This window comes from Hominimerdicola alba (genome assembly GCF_900112155.1).
In the GTDB taxonomy this organism is placed as follows: Bacteria; Bacillota; Clostridia; order Oscillospirales; family Ruminococcaceae; genus Hominimerdicola; species Hominimerdicola alba_D.
Genome location: NZ_FOKQ01000009.1, coordinates 111,540 through 123,907, shown reverse-complemented (window position 1 = coordinate 123,907; position 12,368 = coordinate 111,540). Strand labels below are relative to the sequence as shown.

Annotated in this window: 9 protein-coding genes and 1 pseudogene; 3 read left to right on the top strand and 7 right to left on the bottom strand. The window is 41.8% G+C overall.

The features are described from left to right. Positions 1-131: 131 nt before the first annotated feature. From BM265_RS07120 to BM265_RS07105, 4 genes are all read right to left on the bottom strand, one after another. On the bottom strand, positions 132-602 hold the full coding sequence (locus BM265_RS07120; RefSeq protein ID WP_242940796.1) for a DUF5085 family protein: 471 nt from the start codon (positions 600-602) through the stop codon (positions 132-134). A gap of 208 nt (positions 603-810) precedes the next feature. Then, positions 811-1,587 carry a sensor histidine kinase gene (locus BM265_RS20585; protein ID WP_242940795.1) on the bottom strand — a complete coding sequence of 259 codons (777 nt, stop codon included), beginning with the start codon at positions 1,585-1,587 and terminating at the stop codon, positions 811-813. Positions 1,588-2,105: 518 nt separating this feature from the next. Then, on the bottom strand, positions 2,106-2,819 hold the full coding sequence (locus tag BM265_RS07110; RefSeq protein WP_074960851.1) for a LytR/AlgR family response regulator transcription factor: 714 nt from the start codon (positions 2,817-2,819) through the stop codon (positions 2,106-2,108). A gap of 516 nt (positions 2,820-3,335) precedes the next feature. After that, positions 3,336-4,991 carry a carbohydrate binding domain-containing protein gene (locus BM265_RS07105; RefSeq protein ID WP_074960850.1) on the bottom strand — a complete coding sequence of 552 codons (1,656 nt, stop codon included), beginning with the start codon at positions 4,989-4,991 and terminating at the stop codon, positions 3,336-3,338. A 392-nt stretch (positions 4,992-5,383) separates the two neighbouring features. On the opposite strand from BM265_RS07105, the gene BM265_RS20580 reads away from it, so the two are divergent. Both BM265_RS20580 and BM265_RS20575 read left to right on the top strand, forming a co-directional pair. Further along, positions 5,384-5,734 carry a sodium:solute symporter family transporter gene (locus BM265_RS20580; RefSeq protein ID WP_074960849.1) on the top strand — a complete coding sequence of 117 codons (351 nt, stop codon included), beginning with the start codon at positions 5,384-5,386 and terminating at the stop codon, positions 5,732-5,734. After that, positions 5,620-5,937: pseudogene (locus BM265_RS20575) on the top strand (sodium:solute symporter family transporter); the annotation flags it as partial. The gene BM265_RS20580 and the pseudogene BM265_RS20575, both read left to right, overlap by 115 nt. A gap of 75 nt (positions 5,938-6,012) precedes the next feature. Here the strand turns inward: BM265_RS20575 and BM265_RS07090 are convergent. Both BM265_RS07090 and BM265_RS07085 read right to left on the bottom strand, forming a co-directional pair. Next, positions 6,013-7,287, bottom strand: a complete 1,275-nt coding sequence (locus BM265_RS07090; RefSeq protein ID WP_074960847.1) for a transglutaminase domain-containing protein — start codon at positions 7,285-7,287, stop codon at positions 6,013-6,015. 262 nt (positions 7,288-7,549) lie between these two features. Further along, entirely contained in the window at positions 7,550-9,190 is a 1,641-nt protein-coding gene (locus BM265_RS07085) for a glycoside hydrolase family 9 protein (protein ID WP_074960846.1), read from the bottom strand. 313 nt (positions 9,191-9,503) lie between these two features. Here BM265_RS07085 and BM265_RS07080 point away from each other — a divergent pair, with 313 nt between their 5' ends. After that, positions 9,504-10,925, top strand: a complete 1,422-nt coding sequence (locus BM265_RS07080; RefSeq protein ID WP_074960845.1) for a sensor domain-containing diguanylate cyclase — start codon at positions 9,504-9,506, stop codon at positions 10,923-10,925. 130 nt (positions 10,926-11,055) lie between these two features. On the opposite strand, the gene BM265_RS07075 is transcribed toward BM265_RS07080, so the two are convergent. Then, complete coding sequence (locus tag BM265_RS07075; protein ID WP_242940793.1) at positions 11,056-11,991, bottom strand: cell wall hydrolase; 936 nt, start codon at positions 11,989-11,991, stop codon at positions 11,056-11,058. Between the last annotated feature and the right edge of the window lie 377 nt (positions 11,992-12,368).

Below are 12,368 nucleotides of genomic sequence, written 5' to 3'. Positions count from 1 at the left end.
TTTTTTGAAGAGGGCTTGGGGGTGTGCGCTCTGAAACAGCTTATTTCACCAGTTAATATGTTTTTTTACTCTGATGTTCGGATATGGTTAGAGGGTGCTGCGGTTGCAACAGCCTCTTTTTTATTTTCATCTTACAGAGAATTATAGTTAGTACCTATATATACTTCAAAAACACAATCCGAACCGAAGCTATCGCCGTTTCTTATAACTACATAATAGGCGTTTGTTATGGGTTCAAAATTATTTTTCTTTATATAGTCCTTCAGGGCTGTTTCCGTTCTGGAAATATCCGCGATACTGCCCTCATGCCTTGTCATGACTGCATTTATCAAACGGAAGATAAGCTTTGAACCGTAATTTTCCGAAGGCTTTATCTCACCCTTTACGGGTATGTATATTTCAGCCGACTGTGTTTCATCGGAGATATTGTTATCCTTGAACGTAAATATAAATCTGCCTGTAGCCGAAAGCCCCAGCGCCGAAAGATTATCATGGATGTGCTGTATCACTTTCAGTATATCCGCCTTTTTTATGTTTGCAGAATAGGTTATCAGGTTTTCAGCGTAGATATTTAAATGTGGTATATATTGCAATTGTTTCACCCCGCCTGTATCTATTTGAAATATAAAGAGATATGCCTTTATTACAAATCATCTCATTACATTTCATCTGTAGATATTGTATCACTAAATATAGGATACTGTCTACTGTCACGGAGTGAACGGTATTTTATTTAGAGTGAACGGTATTTATAGTTAACGACATTAGAAAGTTCTCAAACCAGCAATTTCAATGACGTTTAATATAAATCTATTCCGATCTCAGCATCAGATTAAGGTCAAGTGTAAACTGCTTGTCATCCGCAGACAGATCTGCTTCACCGTCATATTTCTGGACAACATGAAGTATATTCGCTACACCGAAACCATGGTGATCCTTATCGCTCTTTGAGGTCGCTATGGTCTTGTTGCTTTTTATTTCCACCGTCTCAAAGATAGGATTGGTGATATTAAAGAAAAAATATCCCTGCTTAAAGTCCGCCTTTACATTTATCTCCTTAGGCTTTTCAGAAGTGTCCTTGCCGCAGGCTTCAATGGCATTGTCTATGGCATTTGCCATTATTATACACAGGTCGACATTGCTTATACCGGTGGTCGGTACCATTCCCGAAAACATTAATTTAGTGTTCACCGTTGCGGCTTTGTCGTTTTTATCATTCATAAGTGCGTCAATGATAATATTACCTGTATTGTACTGCTTTTTCTCAACAGATGAAAGTGATTCTATATCATCGATATACTCTACGGCTTTATCATTTTCTTTTGCATCTATAAGGCTTCTCAGGCAGATTATGTGATTTTTAAAATCATGACGGAAGCTTCTGAATTCGCCGTAAATGGTGTTTATCTTTTCATAGTACTTTATTTCGTTTTCAACCTGTTTTGAAAGCATATCTATCGTTGTCCTTTTTTCAGCCTCGGATATGCTTATCTTTATTATTGAAAATACAAAAACTATCAAGCCTATCATAGATGGCAGTATATATCTTTTATAAAACAGCTCATGATCGGGTTGGTTTTCTCCCATGACAAATATTGCTGCTATAAATAAAAGTAAAAGTATGCTTATGTAAAGCTTTCTTGGTAACGATTTGACGATCTGCCGAAGCATGATCTCGATATTTTTTCTTTTTATATAAATGAATATCAAAGCCAGGATAATTACATCAGCGGAAAATGCCACAAGATTACAAACCTCTAGTTTTTTTATAAATGGAATGCAAAGATTCATATATATCTGCGGCGGCCATTGTGAAAGCAAGTAAATATACAGTACTCTCAGGCTGAATTCCTCGAATAATACGCCGTATGCCACTAAACGTCCAAAGAAATAAATGCATTGTAAAAGCATAGCTAATTCTCGGGAACAGAAATCAGGTTTGGTCATGATTATAGGCACAGGAAGCAATGTGAGTATCAGCAGAAAATAACCAAGATATCTGATCCGTGATGATTTGAAATCACATACTGTTCTTGCAAGCTTAACAAAAATAAGTTGTTCTAAGATATTTACAAGCAGCACTAAATAAGATATTATCGTCATTTTCAGCTCTCCTTTTTGAAATTATACCTCTTGATATAGCCTGTGAAAGCTTTTTTAAACGGAGTGAGCTTCAATCTGCTTATCAATGCTCTTTCCTTATTATCAAAAAGGATATCTGTTGAGGTATGTGAAACGATATGGCGGAATCCCACAAGATATGTCCTGTGACAGCGGAAGAATTTATCCTCGGGAAGCATAGTTTCAACTTCAGATAAGGTCTTCTTATATAGTACAGTACCCTCATTTGTCCTGATATTGCAATATTTATCGGCTGCTTCTATATAAATGATATCATTGATATTCAGTTTTTTATTTTCTTCATCGGTCTTTATGAGAATGAAGTTCGATTCGTCATTTTCTGCAAGATATGAATCAAGTGCAGATGCCAGCTTATCATCATCTATCGGCTTTACTAAAAACCTGTATGCATTAACTTCAAAGGTATCAAATACAATATCAGGAAAGCTGGTCAGGAATATAATGGCAGTCTCGGTATTCTTCTTTCTGATCTGCCTGGCAGTCTCAAGACCATCTATCTCCGCCATCTGATAATCCATAAAAATAATGTCATACTCATTCTGACTGCCGATAAGGTCAAGTCCGTTGGTAAAATCATTGTAGATCATTATAAGATTTCTTTTCTTTGCGTAATTCTCCAGATGTTTTTTCAGCTCGGTGTGTATTACCATCTGGTCATCACAAATCGCGATCTTCATATGGTTCTCCTCTCTTTAAACACATATATTTACATATAAGATCCACACATAGTATAGATCAATGCATTTTACTCCTGATTTTATACCATTTACTCCAAAAATATATCGTAACTGTAAAAAATATATTATAATAAGACCATCGAAACAAAAGAAACAACAAAACTAAAAAACTACAAAAAAGGAGGCTTTAAAATGCAGTATTGGTTTGATTTATGGGGTTGGAATTTCTAATTGATTAAAAAACAGATTAAACTTTAAATTTATAATCCAATTCATTATATCATAAATTAGTTATTATGTCAATTCCATAACTAAAAAAGAGTTTATGATACGGAAAGCAACCGCAGGTATATTTTTTGTGAGCGCTTTTTGCTGTTATTTAAAATGTCTCAGAGCATGGGGCACTTGATGATTTCTCTTTTCTCCGTATTATACAGACAAAAAACCTCCTATGGTTTCTATCAAACCACAGGAGGTCTCTTTATAATTTTACGTTTCCGATGGAGCGTGGAACTTTTACTGTCCTTCGTGGAAGAAGTAAGGCAGTGCATCATAAATGTAATGTCTTACATAACCCCACCAGTGAGTATTGTTGGGAGCTTCAAGGAAGTACAGATTACCCTTTGAGAAGTCACTTGTGTAAGTAAATACATCTGTGTTCTTCTTGAGTTCGTTTATCATGGGTACCATGTTGCCGTATGCGATATCCTTGGTACCTGTTGCTGCAAGAACAAAATACTCATTCTTCTTGAAGCCTGAATTTCTTGCCGCACTCAGTACTTTTCCTGCACCGTCCCAGCAGTGTCCGGACAGAGGCATGAAGTATGCGATGATATCCAGGTTGTTATTGAAGTTTGCCCATGTTGAACCGCCGCCCATTGAGAATCCGCCGTATGCACGGTGATATCTGGAAGCTCTCAGGCTGTCGATGCTGGTATTGCCGTTTGCGTAGGTAGAATACTTGCCTTCAACATAAGGTATGATGCTTCTGCGCATCTCGTCCCATACGCCATCAGCGCTGGGAGCCTTGTTGAAGTTAGGAGTTACAACGATCATGGGCTCGATATCGCCGTTTGCGATCATGTTATCCAGCATAAGGTCGATCTCGATGGAAGTATCGTTGAAGCAGGTGTTCTCATTTTCTCCGCCGCCGTGCATCAGATAGAATACATTGTACTTCTTGGACTTGTCATAGCCGTAAGGCAGATAAACGTTCATCACGTTGTTGCCGTTTATGCCGTTGTAGTATTCCTTTACAACCGTACCGTGATTTGAAGGCTGTCTGAAATAGTAGCCGGGAGCTTCTTTATACTGAAGATATCCGTTGTAATTGTAGGGCTTCTTCTCTGGTTCAGCCACAGGGAATTCTGTTATCTCACCCTTGATAAAGGATTCGAGTGCGCTTACGTCCTTATCATCGACAGCGCCGCTCTGGTCGATATCAGCATTCTTCTTTGCAGTTTCGTTGTCGATACCTCTGCTCATACCTCTCTTGAGTTCGATAAGGTCAAACACTGTGATCCTGCCGTCAAGGTCAATATCACCTCTTCTTACACCTCTTGGGATAACTGCATTAGACTTGGGTCCGTCGATCTTTGTGCCTGCGGGGGCAGCAATGATCTCATCAACATAGAAATCGCAGGTCTCCTCTGTGGTCTCAACTACGAGTACCAGGTCTTCTGCACCTGATGGGATAGTATAATTTGCATTATAAAGCTGAACGAACTCGCCACGGTTTGCTGCCGCCTGAGCGATCTTGTCATAGTTTGCAGTGCCGTTCAGGTTATACTGAAGTGTGAGCTTGAACTCGGTAGGGTCAGAACCCGTAATGTTTGTGAAGCAGGCGCTGAAAGCGTAGCTGTTGCCTGGTACGAAAGTGCTTGAACTGAGCGATTTCTGTCCGCCGTTCCATGCAGCGCTTCTTCCGGAAAGATTCAGCGATCTGGAGCCCATATACTTTGCGGATGTGCTTGTAGCTGCTGTACAGCTGCCTCTTGCAGACCAGTTATCTGTTCCGCTCTCAAAAGTATCATAGAAAATGTAGCTGCTTGTATCAGCCGCTTCAACAGTAAGCGCAGGAGCTGCAGGAACAAGAGCCAGACATGACGCTGCCATCGCTGTTGATGACAGTACTGATAAGAATTTCTTCCCTATCATTTTTGGTTTTGACATTTCAAATTCCTCCAATCTGATTTAGTAATACTTTAGTATAACATCACCTTACAGAAACGATCATTCTGTATCAAACTGATCTTTCTGTTCTGATATAGTGTCGGTCAGCAGCACACCAACTGCCGAGTTCGCGCGTTTATGGCACTTTACACCAATTTTTACCATTAACCGCCGAACTGCGCACATATCATTGTTAAATATTATAACATAAGTGTTGCTTTTTGTCAAGTTTAATTTTTTAATATATTTATAGGTTAAATTTTTTATATACATTAAAAAGCAGATATTTCATTTTATCATAGTCTTAACTTCAATGCAGATAGTTGACATATATCAATAGATATAGTATAATGTATAGGTGATATACACAAATCTATATATAAAGTATTTATATGCCAACCACTTTTATGGTAATACCGATAACGATCGTGGCATATCTGGTCATGATGATCGTGATAGGTGTTATTTTCTCGAAGAAAAACAATAACGTAAGCGATTTCTACCTAGGCGGCAGAAAGCTGGGACCCTTTGTTACTGCGATGAGTGCCGAAGCATCGGATATGAGCAGCTGGCTGCTTATGGGTCTTCCCGGAGTTGCCTACCTCAGCGGATGTGCCGAAGCCGGCTGGACAGCTCGGTATTCCGTGTGGTATCCTTTGCATGGGCAGGCTTTGGCGCAACATTCGGTCCCGTTATGCTGGCAGCACTTTTCTGGAAGCGTTCCAACAAACAGGGTGCTATAGCAGGAATGATAGCAGGCGGCGTAATGGTATTCCTGTGGAAGTTCGTTATAGCTAATCTCGGCGGCATTTTCGCCATTTACGAACTCCTCCCCGCATTCCTGACAGCTGTTATCGCTATAGTTATCGTGTCGCTGGTAACATCAGCCCCCGAAAAGGAGATCACAGAAGAATTTGATTCGGTATCGGCTGAGATACATCAGTGATATGGTGAATATAATATGCTGAAAGATAGCCATAATGGCAAAAATGTCCCCCGCTGAATCAGCGGAGGACATTTTTTATTCTTCCCACCAATCGATGGATATGCACCAGTCGTCATCGAACCATGAAAAATAGGTATTTGTGCGTCTGCTGAAAACACTGGTCTTGTATATATCTCCATTTTTATATAAAGCTGTATAAGCGTCTTCATATGCTTCTTTATTTGCAAAACGCAGATCTATATGACCGTCTTTGCAGGCATACATCAGGGAGTCGATCATATCAAAATCGTAGCTGTCAAGGTAAAGTCCATTCATTTTTTCATATTCGTATGTATCGTGATCACAGACCGGTATAAAAGCATTGTAATCGTTGATAGTTCTGTTTTTTAACATCGTATCATCCGAACACATAAAATAATTGTGGTTCACCATGGCATATTCGCCTTCGATGGGGTCATCCCACGTCAGGTCTAACCAGTAATAGTCATCACCAAACCAAATATAGTTCCATGAATGTTTACTATCCGCAAAACCCCGTATTAACCCGCTGGTGTATCCCATTCTATTCGTAACAAGCTGAAATGCCTTTGAATAACCGTGGCAGGCTGTTTTGCCGTTTATAAGACAGCCATACGCGTAATTTTTATAGGTATCTATCACCTTTTCGTCATATTCGGTGTGTTCGATTATGTAGTCATGTACGAACTTTATTCTCTCATAGTCTGTGGGCATCTTCTTTGCCATGGCGGCTATCTCGTCTGCCTTATTGATAACTTCCTCATGCATAGCATAGACTTTGCTGAGGTCAATGCCGTCATATATATCGAAATCCAGCTTTGCAGTCCAATCCTCAAATGTCTGATATCTGATATTATTTACCCAAAACACGTCGGGATTCATAAGAAACACCTTATTAAATGCATTTTGAAAATCAGCGTCCTCGAAAACACCGTCAAGATAGATCACGTCACGGTATTCCATGCAGGCGTTATACATTTCATTATAAAGTTCATCGGCACTGTAATGGTAGTGCCCGTATTCATCATAGTAGCCCGATTCGCCGCCTGCGACAGGGTATGAACCGTCATCAGGAGAACCTGCTGCGATATCGGGTATACTGGGTATGGGTGCAAGGTCGGGGTAAGCGGGCATCTTTTTCTGTGGTGAAGCATCTTCCTCGGCAGGGTCATCATCATCAGAGATTTTAAAAAGCCTGCCATCACGGTTACTGGTCACAGAAGTCGCTTTCCTTGTTGTTTTGATATCCTCATCATTTTCAGCGAATATTCCGCATGATGTCAGCATAAGCGCAAAAGTCGTAATGACGAGAAGTGATCTTTTCAGCTTCATTTTGTTTCTCCTTTTATCTTATCTGTTTTGATATTGAAATTTCGTTATGTATTATAACATATCATAGGGCATTTTTCAATCAGACGAAGAAACAATTTTCAAGGTCGGGAACTTTGAACTTTATGGAATACGCACTATTCTCACAATACTGTGATACCGTGACCATACCGCTCGGTTCTCCTCCGGCTTTTGCAAGGGCAGATCTCCGCTAAAAAATCAAGCCGCACAAGTCACAACGACCTGCACGGCTGAGTATTTTATCTTATTTCAAAAATGCCAGCACAAACACCGCAGGTGAGTTCCAGTATATGGTTATCTCGTTTAGCGAGTAACTTGCAGGAAGGTCTGCAAAGCATTTCATCGGCGGAGTATCCAATGGAATAGCCGCCTGTGCAAAGGGGTCGTTGAGCCCCTTGTTCGGTCCTCCCGATACCATGCCGGGTATACATTCATCTATGCCGTCAGCAAAGGCGGGGCGCAGATGCAGTTCATTCACACGGAATTCTCCGGCACCCGATACATAGCTGATGCCCAGGGCGTTTTTGCCCATGAGATAATCAAGCTGATTTGCAGCATATTCCTTTGAAGCGTCATCACCGTTCAGCAGATTATTCACCGCGAACACCATGCCGTTCTTCATAACGGTCATATTGCTGCCCCAGTGATAGCCCATGCGGTCAAGCGCCAGACCGTAGCCGCATTTATCCGAAAGCTTTTTAAGCTTCTCGGCATGGTCGGCAAAAGCCTTTTTCAGTTTATCCGCAGTTTCGTCCGAACTTCCCTGCTCTGCCAATATATAAGCCAGCGAGCCCAGTCCGCCAACTTCACCGTAGCCAAATTCTGTCAGCGGGAAATTCTTCGCCATCTGTGCCAGCATCTTGTCTTTATATAATGTATCGCCCGTCAGCGCGTACAGCTCAGCATAAGCCCAGTACCTGTTAGAGTTATCATCACGCTCATAGTATCCGCCCGTATTGCAGCCATCGGGATTTTTAAAGCCGATAAACTCAGGATTTGCTTCCAGCCAGTCAGCAGACTTTTTCGCCGCTTTGCACAGAACTTCCGCAAAGCTTTTGTCGAAGTTTTTGTAGATACCGCTTGCCAGCGCTGTAACAGCCAAAAAGTCAGCCACAGCCATTGATGACACAGGGAATACCACCAGCGGGGCGGTATCCTCCTCGGGCATGATGAAAGGCGCGTGCTGCATGGTGGTGACCTTGTGATAGACCCCGCCGTCCTCACGCTGCATTTTCAACAGCCATTCAAGTTCATAGCGTATCTCGGTGAGGATATCGGGCATACCGCCATCGGGGATATCCAACTTCAGATTGTCAAAAACATCGGGGAAAAGCTTATAAGCATAAAGCAGATGTGCCGCCGCCACTGCCCCCGCAGTAACGTATCTGCCATAATCTCCCGCATCATGCCAGCCGCCCGAAACATCAAGCGAGATACTGCTATCTTCATACAAAGATGCTGCCGAACAATGGCATGGCTTGTGATGGTATGCGCCCGCATATTCTGGTTCAAGTTCGCATCCGCATCGCAGATAATAATAGGCTTTGGATGTATCATATAACAGCTTGTCATAAACATCGCCGCCTATGCGGAAAAGCGCAGAAGTCCTGCCACCCGCGTGTACACGGTAGCTGCCCTCGGCTTTAAGTTCGGAAAAATCAGCAGTACGCACAGTATCCCCCGAATCCTCATCATAGCCGAAATATGCGGTCTTGCCTGAGAATACGGTATCGCCATTCGCGTCACACACCGTAAAATCCTCGGTTTCAAAGGGCATCACAGCTATCTTTCTGCGTTCGGGAGTATATCCCGCCTGATCTACAAATATGCCAAAAGGCGTATATTTTATCTTAGCGGCAGAGCTGTCAAAATATTCCTTATCCATAGCATCTCTCCTTTCAATAAAAGTTACTTTTTTCCATTATATCATCTTATTTGAAAATGTCAATCGAATAAAACATAAAAAAATAGTACAAAGCTATAATTTTACACGAAAGTCCACAGTAACGGAATTAAAATATCACCATTCTGCACCATTTTGCATTATTAATGTGATTCCTCTCGAAAATTTTTCCTATCTATATTGATTTTTTGGATAATATATGATATAATAAAGTATACACAACAAATTATTGGCATATTCTTCCTGTTTATATTTTCTTTAGTAACGCTGTACAAATGTAAGAAGGTGATCTGCTATGAGAAATACCGAAACTACCTCATCAAAACTTACTAAAACACGTCTTTCGGTTTCTATCCGATTACCATTCCTGATCATCACCAGCTTTCTTCTGATAATCATTACAGTCATAGTACTTGTCTACTTCAGGTTTGAAAGACGAACAGTCGAAGAATATACTGCCATGGGAAAAAGCGCCACACAGCTTATGGCGAATACCTTTGATGCGGATAAGATACCTCTGTACCTTGAAAAGAATTTTGAGCTTGAAGAATACAACGATATACGCGAAGACCTCATACGGCTGAAAGAGAACTACCCCGATGTGATGTATATGTATGTATATCACTTCATACCCGAGGGCGGCGAGGTAATATTCGATCTCGACAGCGATTACAGCCTTGATGCCGACCCGCCGGGAACGCTGTACGATCCTGACCCCGCTGTGATGGAGTACATGGACGACCTCTGTGCAGGCAGGGAGATACCCGTACTGACAGGTGATACCGAAGACGGATATATGCTTACCTATATGCGCCCAGTTTTCAACAGCAAAGGCGAGTACTGCTGCCATGTATGCGTGGATTTTTCAATGGAAGATCTTCACAAGCAGGATATACTCTTTGTGCTGGGTCTGTTTATTGCCCTTGTTGTCATCATGATACTCATCGCCATACTTGATATATGGTATATGCGTAAGAATATCACAGGTCCCATAGACCGTATGAAGACTGCTACTGATAAGTTCTCCTACGAAAAAGAATCCGATCATCAGGAAAACATCAAGATCATGGAAAATCTCAATATCCATACCGGCGATGAAATTGAGGTAATATATCAGCTGTTCATAGCATTCATGAAGAACAACCTGAAATATATGCACAATCTCAGCCAGGCCGAAGACGATATCAGGACAAAGGATGCCCAGATAGGTCAGATAAGCGAGGAAGCTTACCGTGATACTCTCACAGGTGTAGGCAGCAAGGCCGCTTACAACAAGAAAGTCAAAGAGATCAACGAGGCTATACTTGACGGTCAGTGTGATTTTGCCATCGTTATGGTGGATATGAACGACCTGAAGAGGATAAACGATGTATACGGTCACAAGGCGGGAGATATGTACATCAAAGGCTGCTGCCACCTGATATGCGAGACTTTCAAGCACTCCCCTGTTTACCGCATTGGCGGCGATGAATTCGTGGCGATACTGCAGGGACAAGACCTTGAAAACAGGCAAAGCCTTGTGGAAGGACTTAAAGCCTCCCTGAACAAATCCTATGAAAATGAAGACCCGGACCCCTGGCTGCGCTATTCTGCCGCTGTCGGCATAGCGGATTACGCCTCTGACGACAACACATTTGAGCTTGTGTTCAAACGCGCCGATCAGGCGATGTACGAGGATAAAAAGAGATTCAAAGAACAGCACGGCAGCTACCGCTGATACAAATAAGAAAAGGCAAAGCACTTCTGTCACCACATTGACAGAAGTGCATTTTTATGCATAAAAAAGAGACTGCCGAAGCAGTCTCTCTTAATTTATATAGAACAGGAAATTTATACCTAATTATATCTTATATAGAATAGAAATGGTTCATGCTGCCGTCGCCCCAGAAACCGAGATAACCGTGGTTGAAATCCTCGGGGTGTTCAAGGTACATATCAACAGCTGCCATAACGCTGGGTGTTACCTGATAGGAATAAGTACCAAGGTAAAGTGTCCACTCAAGACCAGAGAACTGGTAGGGCTGAGTAAGTACGCCCCATATTGTGTTAGGGAATCTGGGGTCGTTAACGCGGTTCATAACTACCTCAACGACCTTAGCCTTTTCGTACTCGCTTATCCAGTTAGCACCGTACTCATGACCAACAACATTGCACAGCCAGATGTATTCTTCATCTGTTACCTGTATCTTTCTGCCGTTGTCCTGCTGCTCCTCTTCCTGAGTTTCCTCAGCGGGTGCAGGCTCTTCAGAAGAAGTCTCTTCAGCGGGCAGTTCCTCATAAACAGGCTCGCTCTCAACGTACTCGGGCTCCTCATATACGGGAGTTTCCTCGTAAACGGGCTCTTCGTAATACTGCTCAGTAACTGTCTCGGGAACTTCCTCAACAACGGGAACTGTAGTAACTGCGGGTGCAGATGCTGCCTTCTTTTCTACCTTCTTCTCTTCAGCAGAGGTCTTGGTAGTTTTCTTGGAAGTCTTCTCGGTCTTCTTTTCAGCCTTCTTAGTGGTAACTGCTGTTGTCACAACAGTGATATCTTCCTCAGCTGTTGTTTCATCAGAAGTAGTCTCTTCATCGGTCACAGTCTCATCGGAGGTAGTCTCGCCGTCGGTGGTATCCTCGTCATCTGTGGTCAGCTCGGAGAATGTCTTAACAGTTACATTTTCATCTGCGCTGCCATTATTGTTTGCCGCCTGATATGTAAATCCTGCGAAAGCTCCTGTGGCTACCATACAAACGATAACAGCTGCGATCTTCAGTTTAGTCATATTATAATCCTTTCTCATTTATCTGTGGTTATTAATCTCTCTCTTTTGTTCACGATGACTATAATAACACATTTCACCAAAGATTACAATAAGGTTACATCGGTTTTCCATTTTGTAAACACTTCAAAGCTATGATTAACCTGAAATTTTGTAGGCTATGCACAACAAAATCGCCGTATTTTCGGATATTTCTTGTACTTGATTATATATTTTAACTATTATTTAAAAGAAAAAATGCCCGAAAAATCAGCATTTTCGACCTTTTACGAGCCGATTTTTTACCATCTTTTCCGCGGTAAAAAGGCGGCATTTTGACACCCCTTTTGTAATAATATACAACCGCACTTCAATGACATTTCAGTAACCCGATAGCCCTCTTAACAAAGCCTGATAAG

Coding starts and splice junctions, on each gene's coding strand:
- BM265_RS20580 (WP_074960849.1), top strand. CDS start 5,384: ATGCCAACCACTTTTATGGTAATACCGATAACGATCGTGGCATATCTG.
- BM265_RS07085 (WP_074960846.1), bottom strand. CDS start 9,190: ATGGATAAGGAATATTTTGACAGCTCTGCCGCTAAGATAAAATATACG.
- BM265_RS07090 (WP_074960847.1), bottom strand. CDS start 7,287: ATGAAGCTGAAAAGATCACTTCTCGTCATTACGACTTTTGCGCTTATG.
- BM265_RS07080 (WP_074960845.1), top strand. CDS start 9,504: ATGAGAAATACCGAAACTACCTCATCAAAACTTACTAAAACACGTCTT.
- BM265_RS07075 (WP_242940793.1), bottom strand. CDS start 11,991: ATGAGAAAGGATTATAATATGACTAAACTGAAGATCGCAGCTGTTATC.
- BM265_RS20585 (WP_242940795.1), bottom strand. CDS start 1,587: ATGGGAGAAAACCAACCCGATCATGAGCTGTTTTATAAAAGATATATA.
- BM265_RS07105 (WP_074960850.1), bottom strand. CDS start 4,991: ATGTCAAAACCAAAAATGATAGGGAAGAAATTCTTATCAGTACTGTCA.
- BM265_RS07110 (WP_074960851.1), bottom strand. CDS start 2,819: ATGAAGATCGCGATTTGTGATGACCAGATGGTAATACACACCGAGCTG.